Source organism: Pseudoalteromonas sp. MMG005 (assembly GCF_018101015.1).
Lineage (GTDB): Bacteria > Pseudomonadota > Gammaproteobacteria > Enterobacterales > Alteromonadaceae > Pseudoalteromonas > Pseudoalteromonas aurantia.
On record NZ_JAGJEK010000010.1, the window covers coordinates 79,808 to 97,391 of the forward strand.

A 17,584-nucleotide genomic window follows, 5' to 3' on the forward strand; every position below is an offset into this window, starting at 1 on the left:
ATGAATTTATACCCTTATTTGAAAGCGATTGAGTCAGGAAGAACAATAAACGCGACTCGTTTCATAACACTACTAAATAATGAGCATGTAAATTTTGAGTCTCTGGGCGTGGCTGAATTTGTTCGACATGAACGATATTTTATACACATTTCCAACTATGATTTATTTGACAAGTTACTTGCAAAATATGCCCCCAGTCGCTCGCGTATACATGCGGCTAAACAAGGCAATTCACATCGACATAGTGCACATTCTGCATACCTCACTGCGAAATTTGGTGTAAATGCTCAAACTCTCATAGCCATTGAGTGCACCCCAAAAAAAACACCGGAAGAAATGTCCAATTTTGACCACTCAACGCCGGTCATTCTTATTGAGAACAGTGACTGCTTTACTTTTAGTGAAGACTTCATTGTTGCTATGGAACTTGAAGATATTGGAGCGGAATCGTTAATTATTTTTTCTTCAGGAAACGCTATCACTCACAAGCAAACACAACGGTTTTTATCACAATTTGAAAGAGTGTATTACTGCCCAGATTACGACCTAGCCGGGTTAGAGATTTTTGAAACATTACAGAAGCAACTCGGCGACAAAATAATATTCACAATGCCTTCAAACCTAGCCTGCTACTACGGCCATTGCCATAAACCAGACAAGCAGCAACAGTTTATAAAGGCACTAAACAAGGCACACCATTGGAGATTTGACGAACTTACTTCTTTATTTTCTAAAGGGTTGGGTTTTATTGAGCAAGAAATATTCTTAGGAGAAGAATGTGAACAATAGGTTTTCTGTAAATTTGAAACGGATAATTGCAGTAGATTCTGCTTCTTTTGCTTATGCTGAGGTTCCACTGGATAGAAACCTTGTTCTACTAGCTAAAGGTAACTGGGGAAAAACAAGCATCGTAAATGCAGTACGCTTCTGCTTACTTCCTGAACTTAATCTAAATGACTGTGATAAAAAATTTGCCTTTAAAACGCCCGAAAAAACGACAGATAAAGAGTATTACACTAAGGATCAGGTGAAAAACTATTACTTTCAGTCGGTTCATAGCAAGCTGATCCTTGAGGTAGAGCACAAGCTTATTGGGGGCGGGGTACGGCGTCATTGTCAGATTATTTCTGCCGGTAACAACTATAAGCTTAATCGATTTTTTATAGCGTCTCCATTTGAGGATATCGCGCATTTGTTTTGGGACAAATCAAAAGGAACTAGTGGTGGGAGACCAGATTCTCCGCCAGGGGAAAATTTACTTAGTGCGTTGAAAGAAATCAACAAAAACACGACACTTATTCGCAATCAAGATGAACTAAAAAAACAACTATACAATATCGATGTTTTACATCCTGATGATTGCCCATTTGTAATATACCCGCTGCATGATTTGTCAAAGAACTCAATTGAGTCTCTGCGTTCGCTAGTCAAGTTGATCTTCAACCAGGATGGAAAATCACTTCAGCTAATGACGGCGACGGCGATTGATTCTCAAGATCAGGGGGCGCAGCCTCTGGAAGTAAATGTAAAACAACTTATTAATGATCACGACAGGCTAGAAAAAGAACGTGTTGAGTTAGCCCAGCTTAAAGCAAACATTCCGGCATTCGAAGAATTAACCAAAGAGTTTGCAATCCAAAAGGCCCAACAAACTCATGAGCTTGAATACGCACAGCTTATGATAAATGTTGATTCTTTGAGGTTGCACCATGAGCAGAAGCACCGCCTGCTGTGCCAGAAAGTGGAACCGTTAAAGTTGGCTTATGAAGAAGCTGATAAGGCGTCAAAAGAGAGCAAAGAAGCTCTTAATTTAAATCTGCACGATATCGGAAAAGCTGAAAGAGAGCTAAAACAGCGTGAGTTAATATTAGAAAAATGTGAACTCATTTGCCAGCCATACCCAGGCCACTCTACATCTGAAGTACTTGATGCGTTAGATGAACACCTTCAAGAAAGGAAGGAAAAGTTAGCTCAGTATGCCAACGCCAGTGCACGGAAAATCAGGTTAGAAGAATTGAAGCACCTGATCCAGCAAGAAAAGGACAACCTCAAAAAATTAAAAGAACGTGAGGCTAACCAGGCCTTGTCTATCAAAGCGCAATTAACCGAAAGCGAAGCCAGAAAACTGTATTCGATTAACCCGCTTATGGTTAACGCAAACCCTAGGCGCTTGCTTACCGAAGGTGAAACCAAAGTCATTTCAAAATTTCTTCAGTTATTTACATTAAGCGAATCGCACCTTCAATTTTTTGACGAGAAAATTCCTATTACGGCTTACACTGCTGAGCGCTCTATCAGTGAGCAAACTTTAGACTGTGATTCACTAAGGAATAGCTATATCAGTGAAGAAAAGGAGTTATTAAGACTAAACGATAGCTCCACACTGCATAACGCATCGGAGATATCCAAAGTAGAAAAAGAAATAAATCTGACTGAATCAGACTTAGAGACCCTTAAAAGATTTGAATTAACGTTTCAACGCAAAAAAGAAGTGCAGGAAGAATTAGAAAAACTATATAAAATCAAAGAGGGGAAGAAAGCCGAGGATGAGAAAAACCTTAAACATTTAGAAAATTCTCAACTAGCCTATGAGAAAGCTGAGTCGGAACGCGAAATAGCCGCAGGAATATGCTTGCAAATTTCACGATTGAACAACAGCATCAAGAGTGACTGTTTGCGTTATCCTCGAGTACAACACCTTACTGAAACATTAAAACCCACAGATTCTCCAGAAAACATTACGCTTCCCCTTACGGAAGAACTTCAAACTTACGCTCAAAAGCTAGAACGAAGCAAAGACGCCAGGGAAAGGGTATATACCCAACTTGTGCAGTTTTGCGTAAAAGGGATAATAAAAGACGAGCATGGAATTATGGAAAACAACCGCTCACAAGCTGCCATTAGCAAGAGTTTTGAGACTCTCTCTGTAAAATTCCAAACGCTTGACCAAACACAAAGCCAACTAGAAAAAGATACAGCACTGCATAATAGCTACTTGCGCAACCGCTTAGAACGGTTAGATAAAACAAAGATCAAAATAGAACAGACAGTTCAGCGCATAAATGAAGAACTGGCAAAAGCAACAATAAATGACTTAGAGGCAGTCAAACTGAAAGTTGTACTCAATGGGTCCTTTGATGACTTAGTACTTAGTTGGCGAGAATTTGATGATTTGAATACAGCAGCAACTTTACCCGCAAGCTGGTATGCAAGACTCCAACAATTTTTACATTCCGATGCTGTAAATAGCTTAGACGGTAAATTACGCATGGAAAATATTATCAAACAAGCCAGCTACATGACTAAAAAGCCAGGTGAAATGTGGGACGAGAAGGCACAGTCAACTTCCACACTGATATTGATTAATATGCACTTCGCTGAAATATTCATCCAACGTCTATGCGATGATATCAGCGCTATTTCGTTTCCGCTTATCTTAGATGAAGTTGGCACCGTCAGTCATGAACAAATTCCTCCATTGACACGAATTCTAAATGAAAAAGGTCACACACTTATCGGAGCAACAACTCACGGCAAAAGCGCCGATCTGATTGATGCATTCGGGCAATACTTGTTCATGGATGAGATGGGTACCGCAGAGCCGTATGATCGTAAACGGGTTAAAACGTGCTTTTCTCCCGAGCAAGAGTTCATTCGCAAGCACCAAACTCAACTTGCCTTAGAGGATGCTTAGATGGCAGGAAAAATCACTAATAAACAGTTCAGTACGCTGGAAACACTACAGAGATTACTGCGCTACCGTGAAGTCATGTTCAAAACCATCGAATTTGCAGACATTAATCATGCTGGTGCTATTCCAGAGACTATATTCTACTCATTTGTAATAGCTTTAAAGGAGCAACTTTCTGACGAACAGGCAAATGAAGTAAGTTTGGTGTTTGATGTGGATAATCTATTACAGGCACGGATCATTAATGACCGTCGCAATGTTGATGGAGTTACGAAGTTATTATTCAACACTAGCGTGTTTGATGTATTTCGGTTATGCCGAGTAAGTCTGTACCGCCCGTTAACAAAAGTATCGTTAAATGCTGCCATGACACCGTTATGGTCTTTGATGCGACAGGTTAAGCGCGGCAAATTGAGTACAACACCAGGAACTATAGACTACCTTGAGTGGGTTGACGATTTGATATACCGAGTAAGCGATTTATTGGGAAAGATCCGAGCAAACATTGCTAAGCTCCAAAATGTAGGTGTTGAATTTGAAAAATCCGCCACAGCGGATCCTCAGGGTTATTCCCAGCTAGAAGCAAAGCGTGAATCATACAACATGGCAGCTAAGTTATATCAGAGAGAAATAGATCCGCTGAAGGTGTTTCTCGACAAGCATACACGCTATGAGGAAGGTGATGGTATTTTTCTCACACTGGAATATTTCCGTTCTTTTTTCCACACGGTAAACGATACGAGTCGTGCATATTTGATGTTGAGCTACGAAGTACAGTATCTAGATTTATTTTCACCAATTAAACAAGTCGCTAATCAAGTTAGTATCTACCTTCAAAAAACACAGCAATCATTATATGAGCACAGCGCTATCGATCGTGCTTACTCAGTAGTACTTGCTGCCTATGAAAATACTTTGGGGGGAGACCTGCGTAACAAATTCATTAATATGTCGGATTTAAAGCCACTGGGAATGTCAGTTCAGTGCCCAACTCTTAGCAGAATAGCTCCGTTCAGGACAGAAAAATCCCCTTCATTTTTAGACGTTGCATTCAATGAATTGGCTACGCGCGTTCAAAGCTATGCCCATGAAAATACAGAAAAAATACTTTTATCAGAAAGTATCAGTAAGGAAAATGCTAAGAAATTGCAGCATTCTCAACGTTTGGCTCGATGGGTAGATAATTTTGACTGGCCACTCGACACAGATTTCATCGCCTTGGCTCATAAAGAGCTAATTCAGGAATGGCCGGATTTTAAATTGTCAGATTTATTCGAAGTACAGTCCAGACTTATCAACTCACCTAACTATCGGTTGGAGTTGAAAAATGAATATCAAAAAATGATAGATGATGTATACGAACTCCAGTACAGAGTGCGTCATCTGGTTTCGGTAAACAAACAACAGACGGAAGTTAATTGAATATGGATCGTAATACATTTTTAGATGCTGATGAGCAATTGTCGCAGACAATATATCGAGCTTTCAATTCCGGCAGTATAATTAATCGCAAGGAATACATAATCTCACAAGCACAATTTGTTGAGTCAAAGACTTATCATGAAATTCGCCAGCATGAAGGCCATTATAATCACTTATATCGACACTTAGGCTATGAACTAATTCACGATGATCCAGGCGAATTTTTTTCCCTCAAATCAATAGCTGAGAGCGAAAGCGAAGATACTGTGTTTGATGAAACATCTTTAAAAATCATTGCGATCTTAACACTCGTAAGTCGACTAATGACTCAGCGCGGACAGCCGCTAGCTTTTTTAAGCGAACCTGTACAGGGAATCACAGGTAATGATATTGCAGCGCTGGCAGATGATGAAACAACGAGTGCAATTTTCAAAACTTTAAAATTAAAAACCCCAATTGATGCACTTGAGTTCATCAAAAAAAGGGGCTTTGCCTTTCGAGTTAGTCAGAGTCGATATGTTTTAAGCAAAGGGGCCATGACAATGATAGATACTCTAATAGAGCGAGAGAGAGAGTTGTCCTCTTCAGTATATTAAGGCAGGCCATCCTTAACGTACGAATTCCAGACAAGAATTTTGCTTTTTCAATCTGGTTAAGATAGCGCTCCGTTTAGGTGTGAGTACCATCGCTCTTTTGTACCAAAACTTAGCTTATGGTTGAAAATATAGCTACAGGCTACGACGATTCAAAAATATCGTTGTTTAAGTTTTCAAAAGCAATGTAACACTAAATAGTGTTACATTAAAAATCACTGTGAGACTATGTATAAGTTTCTATCCTAGAGTTTTAATATGAACTTTATTCCTAATCACAGCAAAGAAACAGCCCATGACCAGAATATCTCCACCATAGAGCCAAGAATTCCGTAAGAACGAATCGCATTCTGAATCAATGCACCGTTAGAGTATTGTGCGTAAAACACCACCACCGCAATTAACGCTGGCACCCAAGCCAACGTACGAAATATAAACAACCATCTCCCAGCAGTTGCAATATTGTCATCTAACCGCCTAGACATTCTATCAATATGGTCATTTAACTCATCTGGGTAGCTGCTCTTCTTACCTTCAATCGATTGCTCAACAATCTCTTTAGCTTGCTTTACAGATTCCAGCTGATTCCTTTGGTTAATCACTACCCCTACAATCAGTATGGCAGTCAGCACCAAACCTAATACAACAAGCATATTAGTAACCAGCGTGCTGTCTTTATGAAACATTGCAACAATAGCAGCAACTGACACAGGGATTGAAAATAGCTTTCCAGTCAGCTCACTCGTTACTTTCGAAAGCTGCTCTGCGAGCTTAATCTCAGATTCCGCGACCTCTTTCTTTGCCTTATGAAAAGCAAAGCCACTCAGGTAAGTACTATGATTTTTTTGATAAACGTCAGTAAAATCCGGCCAGTTCTCAACCAGCTTACAAAACGCGACTTCGGGGGAGAACCCTGCAACAAACTCAACAAGCGAAGAATAAAAAATACTTTTTCTTGGCTCATAATGCGCTTCCAGCTTCGCTTCATCACTCAATAAAGATGTCAAAACACTGATATCCGATAAATCAGCAGTCAACATCTCTTCCCTTAAGCAAATATCTAAGACCACTGGACATGATTTATTTTCTTCAGCGCTTAGGAACACCAGCTTGTTCTGATCATCAACAACATCTTTGTCATGATAATGAGCAAGCTCTTGCAAGCCGCGTATAACCTCACATAATGCATTAAACTGTTCTAAGCGCGTTTCATTATCTATATTACCTTCGGAACTGAAGAAGTCATCGCCTTCAATAATATAAAAGTTCGCAGGCACCATACCTTGCTTGATGGAAGAAGAAGATAAAAAGTCACCATAGGAGGCGTAAAATTTTTCAAGGCTGTTTCCCGCTAACCTAACCTTAGCCGTAATTTTTGAGCCGACCGTAATATCATGGTTATTAAGTATTAAGTCAACGCCATCACAATCTGCCTCAGTTACGCGAGCAGGCCCTCCACCTTCATTGCTAAGCAGTGCATCAAAGGCTACACTGGTTTCTTCAGTCGCAACAAATTCCCCAGAAAAAAACTGGCGTCTTTGTATCTCAGGGCATCCCAAAGCCCTGTATATGGCGACCACATTATCCAGTGTCACGTTATCTCTCCTAGCCAAAATGCTCGTCTAACATATCTTTAAACTCATCAGGCAACTCATTAATAACTAGCCTATTACCATCATAGTAAAATCTGGAGCCAGCGTCCTGACCAATATCATCTTTATCCAGTGTCAGCTGAAAATCATCGCCTTTATACACTATGTGCGTCATCTTGTGTAGCCGCGTCTTGTTAACCGAAAACTCGCTTGGCACACCTACCTCATCACTGTTAAGGTGTGCCACAAGCTCTTCAGCTAAGTTATCGGCTTCATCTGCGGGAAAGAATTCCCGCGCAATATGCTCAATCTCTGACAATTTTGCAGGCTGATTTTCCCCTTGCTTATTATCTAGGTATTCATACAACTTCTTACTCAGCTCAGCCGCATGCGCTGACAGCGTCTCGTCTGCATTAAAAAACGCTACACTTTCCTTCACTACGGCTTCAGTTGCCTTGGCAGAAGGAGCACCCGCCTTACATCCAAACGCAGAAATAAAGTAACCAGCTGTCGCCTTATTGTTTCGAGGGCTAACAAAGCTCAAATAGTTGATATCTAACTGTTCTACTTCATCTGCCGCTGCAAACTCTTCATACTTGGCAAAATTTACCTTGGCAGCCTGATGTAACCTACTTAAATCAATATATTCTAAGTCCTCAACCTTCAGCGCGCCGGTTATTTTGTAACCTGGTTTTTGCTTAACCATCGCTGACAAGAAGTAACGAACATCATTCTGCACATAGTCAGCAAATAAAATATAACCACCGCTAGCAGTTGGCTTGTCAGCAGCCTTGAGGTATAGCTGCGTCATCGCCACTTTCGTTGCTTCAATAAAATTATCTTCATTTTCTTCGGCACCTTTGTAACCTTCAAATGCATCTGGAAAGTTTCCACGCGCATCTCCTGTTTCAAAAACACCATATTGAGCACTATTATTCTTCTTCCCGTAAAGGTCAACAATGCCCTCAACAAGTTTTTGGATAGTTGGATTATCAGCAGGTAAAGTTTCCTCTTTCACATTTGAAGGCTGAATAGGTTCACGTTGCTCCTTGATTAACTCATGGATCACAACTTGACTGAGTAAAATTGCCATAACGATCACTTATATTATTAAATTCACCTATATGTTACATAAAATTATCATTTGTTTCATTGTATTGGGTGAAAATTAAGTGATGACTTCATAATAGAGCTTTTGGAGTTTGTCTGGAGCTTTGGTCAAGTCTTACATTTTGCTAGAGAGCTAAGTGTGAATCGGTTAAAAAGCAAGGATTGACCTTCTACGGACTACGAGGCAATGCTATTTTATACTGTGAGACCACTTCGTACAGGCTCAAAATATAAAAACAAAGTAAGCAAAGTCGAATCACTCAGATGAAGCTAGTGTGCTTTAATCAAAGCTGATGTGCAGGCTGGTTAGGATAATAGCCAGCCTTGACTTACGTTTCGTGTATTTATGCCAATCCTGTTTTTCTTTCCCCGCCTGCATTCAAAGCCTATCAAAGATAGAGCTCTTAAAATCTAACGGTGTTGACCATGTATGCTTCATGGTTTTAATCGTCATGTTGGGAATTGAGGGGATGTTTAACCAGATCCCTTTTTTTATTGCAAGCTGATGCAGTAAATTGTTCAGCCTCTGGTTAGAATAATACTCGAAGTTTTCGGCATAAACTAATGCAACACTGCGATTTTCTTTGTTACGCATCTCAAACTCAATCAGCGTATACCATCGGTTTTGATAGTGAATGTCAGCAATAATTACTTGTCGTCGACAGTACGAGCTTGAGTCTAAGTACGACCATTGCCTTTTATCGGCAGGCTTTGTGAGCGGGATATACTCAATGGCTTCTTCTATGGGTCGTAGACGGGCTTTTACGCCCTCAACTTGAGAGAGTAATTGGATGGCCTCTTCAAATGTTTCAAAGCTGGCTGGTAGGGCTTGGCGACGTGTTCGGATTGGGTTTGCGTGGCCACGACCAGTCTTTGGATCACCAGAATTACCTTGTCCAGTTCCAAGCTGTTTTGGCTCTTTTTCTTTTGGCACATAGCGTAGTGCACTTATATAACGACATTGATCTTTTTTAGGCCTATCGACTTTTTTGCCCATGATTGCGCCAAACCTGTCGGTTGGTAAGAGCACATGTTCATTGGTTTTATTTTTATTTGGCTCATTTTGACTTTGAAAAGGCTTATCAGCATTTGACGTTTTATGCTTAGGCTGAGGAAACGCTGGTTTCTTATCACCATCATTGATTTTATTTTCTCCCTCAGCCTGACTATTGTTATTGTCTCTATCAGCCGTAAGATGCTCAAAAGGAAATGGTGCTGTACAGTGCTCTATGGCCAATACTAGATATCGCCAGCCACTTTTTGATAGTTCATCTTTAGCAGGAATGAACTTACCTCTGACTTTTAGGTTACTTGAGCCTGAGAATGGAAACGCACTCTGGGGATGAAGAAACTTTGTATTCAACGAGTGTTTCATTATAGTGTCATGTGGCAGCGTAAAGCCTTCCCAAGCTTCTTTACATGTGAGTGCTCTGCCAATGACCCAACCATCTTCGTCTGACAGGTGTTGCCTTAGATGCAGTATGCAGCGTTTCTCTCCCTCATCAAAGCCGCACTTTTCGGTATTAATCGCATTCTGAGGCTGATGTTTTAAATCGCCAGAAAAAACAATGTGCGCCATGCCTGTCGAAACGGCGTAATAGAAGCGAATTAACTCCATAACAGGAACCAGTATTCCAAAGGGGTCTTCATCATGTTCAATGGCTATCAGGTTAGCCATAAACCCTTTTCCCGTTCGATAAGAGTCGTACGGAATGAGGTTTTTATCCTCAACTTTATGATTACCAGGGACGGATTGAGTGGTGTGTTCGGTGATATGAAGATTATGTAAAAGCTTCGCTTGACCAGCCTTGGCTGCTTGGCATTGGCCATTTAGCCAGATCGAACCGATAGATATAAATGGAAGCTGTCCAACACCAATTTTTATAACTGTTTGGTCATCATAATTTGTGACATGAGTGGAAGCGAGGTGTTTAGCGGTGGAGTCTATGCTTTCATTTTGAATGAGAGGGCTTATTACGATTTGTAAGAAAGGTTCGGAGGGCACGTTTGGGTTGCGTTCAATAGCGCCAAACCAATCGACCCTCCAATAACGATCGTCACAAGGAAATTCACTAATTTTAGGTATTCCTTGCGACATCTTTACTCTTCCTTACAGTACAAAATATCGTTGTAGTACAAAATAGCGTTGTTTAGTCGCGCTTAACGTTGTAACTCACAACTTCTTTACCCGCGGCTTGTTGATCTGCGTGGTAGCTAGATCTAACAAAGGGTCCTGATGCTGCATGGACGAATCCAATTTCATCGGCATACTCTTTTAGTGCGTCAAACTCAGCAGGTGGCACGTAGCGTTTAACAGGTAAATGGTGTTTTGAAGGTTGTAAGTACTGACCAACGGTAAGCATGTCTACGTTATGCTCTCTTAGATCGCGTAATACTTCTTCAATCTCTGAAATTTCTTCACCTAACCCAACCATCAGGCCTGATTTAGTCTTAACCTCAGGGTGTGCTTCTTTAAAGCGGCGTAGCAATTCGAGCGACCATTTATAATCAGCGCCTGGGCGGGCTAACTTATACAGCCTAGGGGCAGTTTCTAGGTTATGGTTGAAAACGTCTGGTGGTGTTTGGGAAAGGATCTCTAACGCTTTTTCCATACGGCCTCTGAAATCAGGCACTAGAATTTCAATAGTGATATTGGGACTGTGCTTTCTAATTTCTTTAATACAGTCGGCAAAGTGCTGAGCCCCTCCGTCGCGCAAATCATCACGGTCGACTGAGGTGATCACGACATAACTCAACTTCATGTCTTTTATCGTGAGAGCGAGCTTCTCTGGTTCGGCTGCATCTGGTTTAAGCGGGCGGCCATGAGCAACATCACAAAATGGGCAGCGGCGAGTACAAATCGCACCAAGGATCATGAATGTGGCGGTACCGTGATTGAAACATTCGGATAGATTAGGACATGATGCTTCTTCACACACAGAGTGTAAACCGTGTTTACGCATTGCTTGTTTGATGCCATCAATACGCTCACTTGATTTTGGTAAGCGGATTTTTAACCATTCAGGTTTACGGAGCATTTCCTCTCGTTCAGTAGGCAATACTTTTACTGGGATAAGTGCCATTTTTTCGGCGTCACGAAGCTTTACCCCTGGCTCCATTTTTACTGGTTTACTCATTCGTTTTCAAACCCTTCAATTTGCTCAACATGTTCAGCTTTTAAGCGTTGTAACATGTGCTTTACTAGTCCATCTGATACATCATTCATATTTGATGGACCATTTAAATCACTCGTTTGAATCATATCCATACCGGCATAGCCACATGGATTAATACGTAAGAATGGACCCATGTCCATATTAACGTTCAGTGCTAATCCATGAAACGAACAGCCACGACGGACTCTTAACCCCAAGGAAGCTATTTTACTATTATTAACGTAAACACCAGGTGCATCTGCTTTTGCATAGGCTTTAATGTTTATCTCTGCTAAATAGTCGACGATGCTTTCTTCTAACCAAGTTACTAGCTCACGAACACCAATATTTAAGCGGCGTAAGTTTAATAGCACATACATCATTTGTTGACCAGGTCCGTGGTAAGTGACTTGGCCACCCCTGTCGACTTTTATTACAGGAATATCACCGGTGCAAAGTAAGTGTTCTTTCTTACCAGCTTGACCTTGAGTGAATACCGGCTCGTGTTCTACCAGCCATATTTCATCTGCGGTATTGTCGTCTCTGGTATCAGTAAAAGACTGCATTTTATGCCAGATTGGCTCGTAACTACGACGGCCAAGTTGACGAACAATCACTGAATTATGCTTCATGTTGCTCTCTACTATTTACAGCACGTAGCGGACATCATCTAAACCGCCTACATCAGTATAAATCTGCTCAATATGTTCCTTGGAACCTACGGTAGCGACGACGGTGATCGACTCATAGGTCCCTTTACTGCTCGGCTTGACCTTGGGTGAGTAGTCTCCTGGTACAATCGCTTGTAATTTGGCTATCACTTGGTCAGTTAGGTTTACGTTTGCAAGACCCATGATTTTGAAAGTAAACGGACATGGGAATTCTAAAAATTCATCAAACTTAGTATCTTTTACAGGTTTTACCACGACGGTATCCTCACTACTTTATGTTTAGGTGAGCGAATTGCATTGCTCTTGGCGCATCATGCTCAGTAATGGCGGCATTCTATCATTTTTGAGGTAAAAAAAAACGCCCCAAAGAGGAGCGTTGTATGAATACATTTTAAACTATTGCATGATCTGTAAACGTAAGTAGTCGTAGACCTTACTGAAGAAGCTACCTTCTTCAATTTCTTCTAGCGTAACTAGTGGATATTTAGCAATTTCTTCGCCTTCAAGCTGTAAATATAAAGTGCCCACTTTAGAGCCTTTTGTTAATGGCGCTTCTAGCGTGTTATCAAGTTCAAAATTGGCTTTTAAGTTTTTACGCTGTCCTCGAGGGATAGTAATTGGTGTATCTTCAAGAATGCCTAAAGATACAGTTTCTTTATTTCCCATCCAGATACGCTGTTCTGCAAAGCTATCACCTGCTTTATATGGTGTGATTGTTTCAAAAAATCTGAATCCGTAGTTGAGTAACTTTCTGCTTTCCACCATACGTGCACGTTCGCTTGTGGTGCCCATGACCACAGACACCAAGCGCATGTCATCTTTGGTTGCAGAGGTCACAAGGCTATACCCAGCTTCTGAAGTATGGCCCGTTTTTATGCCATCTACATTTAAGCTCGCATCCCACAGTAGAGAATTACGGTTATACTGTTTAATTCCGTTAAAAGTGAAAGATTTTTCTTTATATAGAGCATACTCTTCAGGCACATCACGGATAAGCGCTACCCCTAATGTTGCCATATCTCGCGGCGTTGTATAATGCTGATCAGTATCTAAACCATGGCTATTGATAAAATGGGTATTGGTCATACCCAGTTTTTCAGAATGTGCATTCATGAGATCTGCAAATGCATCTTCACTGCCAGCGATGTGCTCAGCCATCGCTACGCACGCATCATTACCGGATTGAATAATGATCCCTCTATTAAGGTCGTCAACGCTGACTTGCTTTCCGACTTCAATAAACATTTTAGACGATTCTGGAAAGTTTTTAGCCCACGCTTTTTCGCTGATGGTTACCATATCTGTCGGTGCAATATTACCAGATACAATTTCGGTTCCGATGACATAGCTAGTCATCATTTTCGTTAAGCTTGCGGGCGCCAGTTTAGTATCAGCTTCACCTGAGGCAATAATTTTACCGGTAGTAAAATCGACCAAGAAATACCCTTTGGCATTAATTTGAGGAACTGATGGAATAATTTGTGCGTTTGCTGCAAATAAGGATACAGAGCACACAAGGCCACACAATTTGGTAATAAGTTTTGGTTTTAATAAAGTCATTATGCTCGCAGTTTTATTTAAATTTAATCAGCGTTAACGGTATATTCTAAAGTTGATGTTCACTATAAAGCAAGAAGGCATGTTTATATTTGCCTTTTCGTAGCTTATCAAGCACGGCTTGTGCTGTTTTGTCATCAAGAATAGGTCCTAACCGCAGTTTGTACAGCCCTTTTTCAGAATGAATCGGGGTTTGTAATTGAAATCTACTTTGTAATGTCGCAGACAGGCTTTTTAAGTGATCTAAGTTGCTGCCAGCGGCGACTTGAATGTAAGTTAATCTAGGCGCACTTCTGTCAATGGTAATGGCTTCTACCTTAACTTTGGCTGTACCATTTAGGTGATACCCTAATTTATAAGCAGCTGCGTAAGATAGGTCAATTAGCCTATCATCATGAAAAGGCCCTCTATCATTGACTCTCACAATCGCTGTTCGGCCATTATCGGTGTTTGTGACTTTTACAAAGCTTGGTAAAGGTAAGGTCTTATGTGCTGCACTCATATCAAACATATTAAAAATTTCGCCGTTGGAGGTGTGATAGCCATGAAACTTTCGACCATACCAAGATGCAACCCCTATTTCGGTATAACCTTTTTCGTCAGACATTGGCGTGTAACGTTTGCCTTGAATGGTATAAGGTCGACCCGTACTGACACTCTTAGGTTCATTAGTCACCAGGGCATCGTGCATCTCTAATTCTGTTGGCACCCTGAGAGGCGCCTTATCTTGTGTAATATGGTAGCGAGTACTACATGCACTGAGCAGGACTAATAGACTTAGGCGTAAAATATTAGTAAAAACACGATTCATGATTTGAGTAACATTCTTTTATCTGTGGCGATTGCCATGATTATACCAAACCCTGCCATTAAGGTGACCATGGATGTCCCACCATAACTAATTAATGGAAGAGGAACACCAACCACAGGCAATAAGCCAGATACCATGCCTATATTCACAAAAATATACACAAAAAATGTCATAGTTAGTGCGCCAGCGAGTAACTTACTGAATGCATCTTGGGCGTTTACCGCGATGTATAAACCACGACCAATGATAAATAAGTACACACTAAGTAATAATATGACCCCTAACAGGCCAAATTCCTCGCTGAGTACTGAAAAAATAAAGTCAGTATGGCGCTCGGGCAAAAACTCTAACTGCGACTGTGTTCCATGTAACCAGCCCTTACCTTCAATTCCGCCCGACCCAATGGCGATTTTTGACTGGATGATGTGATATCCTGCGCCGAGTGGGTCGCTTTCAGGGTTAAATAATGTGAGTACTCGCTGCTTTTGATATGCATGCATTCCGTAGCTCCAAAATGCAAAACCCGCAGGGCCCATAAGAAGCGCGGCAAAGCCAATCAGTCGCCAGCTTAACCCAGATAAAAAGAGTACAAATATACCTGAGCTAGCAATCAATATAGAAGTCCCTAAGTCTGGTTGCTCTTTAATCAAAATGGTCGGAACCATCACAATGGTAAAACCAATAAATAGATTCAATATCGAAGGTGGTAGGCGGTGTTGCCCAATGTACCAAGCCACCATCATCGGCACTGCAATTTTCATAATTTCAGCGGGTTGAAAGCGAGTGATCCCCACATCTAACCAACGCTGTGCACCTTTGCTACTGACACCAACAAATAAAACTGCAACGAGCATACCTAAACCAACAATATACATTGGGATCACAATACGCTTTAGCGTATTAGGAGAGAGTTGAGCCATAAACAGCAATGCGATGACTGCGCTCGCCATACGCGTTGCATGACGTGTCATCATATTAATGTCTTGACCGCTAGCGCTATATACAACTGTTAAACTGCCTAACATCATTATTATCAACGCAAATAAAAGAGGGAGGTCGATGTGGACTTTTTGCCAAAATGTGCGTTTATAGTTTAGAGGTATCATTAACAGTATTTTCCAAGGGGTAGGCTGAAAAGTAATAATCCATTAATTGGCGTGCGACGGGGGCTGCAACAGAACTACCAGCACCTTGGTTTTCAACGACAACAGCGACGACGATACGTGGGTCATTATAAGGAGCAAAGCCCGTATAAATAGCATTGTCACGATGACGTTCATTGAGTTTAGAGGCATCATACTTTTCGCCTTGTGCAATACTGACAACTTGCGCAGTACCCGTTTTTCCTGCAGGATCGTAGCTTACCCCTTTGAAAGCTTTGTGCGCTGTGCCTGTGGTTTTAGCTACGGTGTTATGCATGGCTTTCAATGCGATTCGCCAATTGTCTGGATTTTGTAATTGTACTGGCGCCTTCTCTTCTGTGAATAGCTGATTTATAACATTATCCTGCTTTGTCACTTGAACCAAGTGAGGTTGGTGATGTGCACCACGATTAACTAAAATAGTGAGAGCATTAGCTATCTGTATTGGTGTTGCGGTCCAATAGCCCTGGCCAATCCCAACCGAAATCGTGTCACCTGGCCACCAGTTTTCTTTGAATCGCTCTTTTTTCCACTCTACAGTAGGCATTATCGCCGTCGTTTCTTCGTGAATATCTATTCCAGATAAATCTCCAAATCCAAATTGCGACATGAAGTTACTGATTTTGGTGATCCCAGCTCGGTATGCAATGCGGTAATAATATGTATCACATGACTCTTCAATAGCACGATAAACATCTACATGGCCGTGACCCCAACGCTTCCAATCACGCCACTTGTGGTCGACATTTGGTATTTGAAAAAAGCCAGGATCCCAGACTTGCGTTTGCTCCGTGACAATCCCTTCTTCTAAACCTAATATCGCAAGGTGTGGCTTTACGGTAGATGCTGGCGCGTAACTTCCTTGGGTCGTTCGATTTATTAAAGGTCGATCTTGATTGAGCAGCTTTTTATAATTAGCGCCACTTATTCCATGTACAAATAAGTTTGGGTCATAACTTGGGTTAGAATAAAGCGCGAGGATCCCACCATCTTTCGGATCCATAACAACGACGGCACCTCGCGCATCTTTCAATGCATGTTGGGCAATTTGTTGTAATCCGATATCAAGTGTTAAAACTAAGTCTTTACCAGGGATTGGTGCTTCCATATTTAAGGTGCGAATAACACGACCTCGATTATTGACTTCTACACGCTGAGAACCAACAGTCCCGTGCAGCTGTTGTTCATAAAATTTTTCAATTCCACGTTTGCCTATATCATGTGTTGCACGGTAGTTTGTTGCTTGATTAGCGGATTTTAGCTCACTTAGTTCGTCTTTATTAAGTTTGGCGACGTAGCCTAAAGCATGCGTTAATGTATCTCCAAAAGGGTAGTGTCGAGCGAGTCTTGCTTCAATACTAAATCCTGGAAATTTATGTTGATTAACAGAGAAAACGGCGACTTCTTGCTCATTAAGTCGAGCTTTGAGTATCTGGCTTTTAAAACGGCGTTGTTTGCGGATATCTTTTAAAAAGTCGGATTGTTGTGTGTCAGTTAGTTCCAGAAGCTGTGCTAATTCGGTTAAGCTTTTTTCAAGGTCATGAACATCTTCAGGCACAACCTCCAAATTGTACACCGGGCGATTTTCAGCGAGTAGCACACCATTTCTATCGTAGATTAACCCTCTATTTGGCGCTACAGGTATAAGCTTAATTCGGTTATCATTAGAGCGAGTTTGATATGTCTCATAGTCTTTTACCTGTAAATGGTAAATATTCATGATTAACATACCAATGAGTAATACAACAAAAATAAAGCCAACAAAAGCACGGCGAGCAAACAGGTTTGCTTCAGCTGAATGATCGCGAATAGTTGACCGTTTTTTTAACATAAGAAGCGG

14 protein-coding genes are annotated in these 17,584 nt (G+C 41.2%); 4 read left to right on the plus strand and 10 right to left on the minus strand.

Going from position 1 to position 17,584, the window contains the following annotated elements:
• From J8M01_RS09450 to J8M01_RS09465, 4 genes are read left to right on the plus strand one after another with little or no spacing between them, the layout of a single operon-like run.
• Nucleotides 1-789 (plus strand): Wadjet anti-phage system protein JetD domain-containing protein, encoded by a 789-nt coding sequence (locus tag J8M01_RS09450; RefSeq protein ID WP_211057811.1) that lies wholly within the window; start codon nucleotides 1-3, stop codon nucleotides 787-789.
• Nucleotides 779-3,694, plus strand: a complete 2,916-nt coding sequence (locus tag J8M01_RS09455; RefSeq protein ID WP_211057812.1) for a hypothetical protein — start codon at nucleotides 779-781, stop codon at nucleotides 3,692-3,694. The genes J8M01_RS09450 and J8M01_RS09455 overlap by 11 nt, the downstream gene beginning before the upstream one ends.
• On the plus strand, nucleotides 3,695-5,113 hold the full coding sequence (locus J8M01_RS09460) for a hypothetical protein (protein WP_211057813.1): 1,419 nt from the start codon (nucleotides 3,695-3,697) through the stop codon (nucleotides 5,111-5,113).
• 2 nt (nucleotides 5,114-5,115) lie between these two features.
• Nucleotides 5,116-5,709: a hypothetical protein gene (locus J8M01_RS09465; protein WP_211057814.1), complete on the plus strand. Its 594-nt coding sequence runs from the start codon at nucleotides 5,116-5,118 to the stop codon at nucleotides 5,707-5,709.
• Between the two features lie 272 nt (nucleotides 5,710-5,981).
• On the opposite strand, the gene J8M01_RS09470 is transcribed toward J8M01_RS09465, so the two are convergent.
• The 10 genes from J8M01_RS09470 to mrdA all read right to left on the minus strand — a co-directional run bounded on the left by J8M01_RS09470 (nucleotide 5,982) and on the right by mrdA (nucleotide 17,575).
• The gene (locus tag J8M01_RS09470; RefSeq protein WP_211057815.1) at nucleotides 5,982-7,301 is read right to left on the minus strand and encodes a hypothetical protein; all 1,320 of its coding nucleotides are present in this window, start codon (nucleotides 7,299-7,301) and stop codon (nucleotides 5,982-5,984) included.
• Between the two features lie 10 nt (nucleotides 7,302-7,311).
• Nucleotides 7,312-8,391, minus strand: a complete 1,080-nt coding sequence (locus J8M01_RS09475) for a nucleoid-associated protein (protein WP_211057816.1) — start codon at nucleotides 8,389-8,391, stop codon at nucleotides 7,312-7,314.
• Nucleotides 8,392-8,787: 396 nt separating this feature from the next.
• Nucleotides 8,788-10,506, minus strand: coding sequence for a hypothetical protein (locus J8M01_RS09480; protein ID WP_211057817.1), 1,719 nt, complete (start codon nucleotides 10,504-10,506; stop codon nucleotides 8,788-8,790).
• 52 nt (nucleotides 10,507-10,558) lie between these two features.
• Nucleotides 10,559-11,545, minus strand: a complete 987-nt coding sequence (gene lipA / locus J8M01_RS09485) for a lipoyl synthase (RefSeq protein ID WP_211057818.1) — start codon at nucleotides 11,543-11,545, stop codon at nucleotides 10,559-10,561.
• Complete coding sequence (gene lipB / locus J8M01_RS09490; protein ID WP_211057819.1) at nucleotides 11,542-12,195, minus strand: lipoyl(octanoyl) transferase LipB; 654 nt, start codon at nucleotides 12,193-12,195, stop codon at nucleotides 11,542-11,544. The genes lipA and lipB overlap by 4 nt, the downstream gene beginning before the upstream one ends.
• 15 nt (nucleotides 12,196-12,210) lie before the next feature.
• On the minus strand, nucleotides 12,211-12,489 hold the full coding sequence (gene ybeD, locus J8M01_RS09495) for a DUF493 family protein YbeD (protein WP_192506669.1): 279 nt from the start codon (nucleotides 12,487-12,489) through the stop codon (nucleotides 12,211-12,213).
• A 141-nt stretch (nucleotides 12,490-12,630) separates the two neighbouring features.
• Nucleotides 12,631-13,794: a serine hydrolase gene (locus J8M01_RS09500; protein WP_192506670.1), complete on the minus strand. Its 1,164-nt coding sequence runs from the start codon at nucleotides 13,792-13,794 to the stop codon at nucleotides 12,631-12,633.
• A 46-nt stretch (nucleotides 13,795-13,840) separates the two neighbouring features.
• Nucleotides 13,841-14,602 carry a septal ring lytic transglycosylase RlpA family protein gene (locus J8M01_RS09505; protein ID WP_211057820.1) on the minus strand — a complete coding sequence of 254 codons (762 nt, stop codon included), beginning with the start codon at nucleotides 14,600-14,602 and terminating at the stop codon, nucleotides 13,841-13,843.
• Entirely contained in the window at nucleotides 14,599-15,708 is a 1,110-nt protein-coding gene (gene rodA / locus J8M01_RS09510) for a rod shape-determining protein RodA (protein ID WP_192506672.1), read from the minus strand. Before rodA ends, J8M01_RS09505 begins: the two co-directional genes overlap by 4 nt.
• A complete protein-coding gene (mrdA, locus tag J8M01_RS09515) occupies nucleotides 15,689-17,575 on the minus strand; it encodes a penicillin-binding protein 2 (RefSeq protein ID WP_211057821.1) in 1,887 nt (628 codons plus the stop codon). The genes rodA and mrdA overlap by 20 nt, the downstream gene beginning before the upstream one ends.
• Nucleotides 17,576-17,584: the final 9 nt, after the last annotated feature.

Coding starts and splice junctions, on each gene's coding strand:
- J8M01_RS09505 (WP_211057820.1), bottom strand. CDS start 14,602: ATGAATCGTGTTTTTACTAATATTTTACGCCTAAGTCTATTAGTCCTG.
- J8M01_RS09460 (WP_211057813.1), top strand. CDS start 3,695: ATGGCAGGAAAAATCACTAATAAACAGTTCAGTACGCTGGAAACACTA.
- J8M01_RS09465 (WP_211057814.1), top strand. CDS start 5,116: ATGGATCGTAATACATTTTTAGATGCTGATGAGCAATTGTCGCAGACA.
- J8M01_RS09475 (WP_211057816.1), bottom strand. CDS start 8,391: ATGGCAATTTTACTCAGTCAAGTTGTGATCCATGAGTTAATCAAGGAG.
- rodA (WP_192506672.1), bottom strand. CDS start 15,708: ATGATACCTCTAAACTATAAACGCACATTTTGGCAAAAAGTCCACATC.
- lipA (WP_211057818.1), bottom strand. CDS start 11,545: ATGAGTAAACCAGTAAAAATGGAGCCAGGGGTAAAGCTTCGTGACGCC.
- J8M01_RS09500 (WP_192506670.1), bottom strand. CDS start 13,794: ATGACTTTATTAAAACCAAAACTTATTACCAAATTGTGTGGCCTTGTG.
- lipB (WP_211057819.1), bottom strand. CDS start 12,195: ATGAAGCATAATTCAGTGATTGTTCGTCAACTTGGCCGTCGTAGTTAC.
- J8M01_RS09450 (WP_211057811.1), top strand. CDS start 1: ATGAATTTATACCCTTATTTGAAAGCGATTGAGTCAGGAAGAACAATA.
- mrdA (WP_211057821.1), bottom strand. CDS start 17,575: ATGTTAAAAAAACGGTCAACTATTCGCGATCATTCAGCTGAAGCAAAC.
- J8M01_RS09480 (WP_211057817.1), bottom strand. CDS start 10,506: ATGTCGCAAGGAATACCTAAAATTAGTGAATTTCCTTGTGACGATCGT.